Source organism: Halomonas sp. 3D7M (genome assembly GCF_014897885.1).
Lineage (GTDB): Bacteria > Pseudomonadota > Gammaproteobacteria > Pseudomonadales > Halomonadaceae > Vreelandella.
The window spans coordinates 1-1,227 of the sequence record NZ_JABUZF010000136.1 but is presented as its reverse complement, the minus strand read 5'-3'; the positions used below and the strand labels follow the sequence as shown (position 1 = coordinate 1,227).

Annotated in this window: 2 protein-coding genes; both read right to left on the bottom strand. The window is 52.6% G+C overall.

The window, feature by feature from the left end:
* Positions 1–549, bottom strand: a 549-nt coding sequence (gene mtgA / locus INT22_RS06495; protein WP_226912457.1) for a monofunctional biosynthetic peptidoglycan transglycosylase, incomplete at its 3' end; no start/stop codon positions are given.
* 10 nt (positions 550–559) lie between these two features.
* On the bottom strand, positions 560–1,227 hold a 668-nt coding region (fghA, locus tag INT22_RS06490), incomplete at its 5' end, for an S-formylglutathione hydrolase (protein ID WP_193067907.1).

Genomic DNA, 1,227 nt, shown 5'->3' with positions numbered 1-1,227 from the left:
AGCGCCAAAATAGTGCCCCGCCGCCGCTTCTAGTCCAAATACTCCCGTATCCCACTCAGCGACGTTTAAATACACTTCCAGTATGCGTTGCTTGCTCCACAGCAGTTCGATTAGCAATGTAAACCATGCTTCTAGCCCCTTACGGGCCCAGCTACGGCCGCTCCATAAAAAAACATTCTTGGCTGTTTGCTGGCTGAGCGTGCTGGCCCCCCGCAACCGTTCGCCATCAAGACTGGCCTTCAGGGCACGCTTCAGCTCCACTAAATCAAAACCACGATGCTGAGGAAAGCGCTGGTCTTCAGCAGCGATCACCGCCAATTTGGCATTGCTGGATAGATTTTCCCAGCTTCTCCATTGGCGTTGAATATCGATAGGTTCGCTGTTTATCCAGCTTTGAATTTTGCGCTCTACCATCACCATTGAGCCAGGAGGTGGCACAAAACGAAATAGTAAAACCAGCGCAATTGAGAGGACAATAAAAACCAGCGCGCCACGCCAAATAAGACGCCATATCAAACCAAGAAAACGGCGCAACGCGCGATTGAGCATTTCGATATCCTTAGCGCTTCATGAGGTGTTCTGCATGATAGCGCATATGCTCCTCAATGAACGAGGCGATAAAGAAGTAGCTATGATCGTAACCTGGCTGGCGGCGCAACGTCAGTGGGTGATCATGCGCTTCACACACTGCTTCCAAACGCTCTGGCATCAGTTGCTCATCCAGGAACTGGTCGGCCTCGCCTTGATCGATAAATAGCCGTTGACGAGAGGCACCATTAGCGACCAGCTCACAAGCATCATACTGGCGCCAACGCGACTGGTCGTCACCTAAATAGCTGGTAAATGCGTTTTGCCCCCAAGGACAGTTCATGGGGTTAACAATAGGCGCAAAAGCGGAAACCGAACGGAACCGGCCAGGGTGTCGCAACGCTAGGATTAATGCGCCGTGACCGCCCATGGAGTGACCACTGATCGACTCACGCCCGTTCACTGGGAAGTGCTGACGCACCACCGAAGGCAGCTCTTCAATCACGTAGTCATACATGCGGTAATTCGATTTCCAGGGGGCTTGAGTGGCGTTCACATAAAAACCCGCACCCGATCCTAGATCGTAACTTTCATGCTCACCGGGCAGATCGGTGCCGCGTGGGCTGGTATCGGGGCAAACAATCGCCACACCTAGCTCAGCAGCAATACGGTGTGCGCCCGCTTTCTGCATAAAGTTTT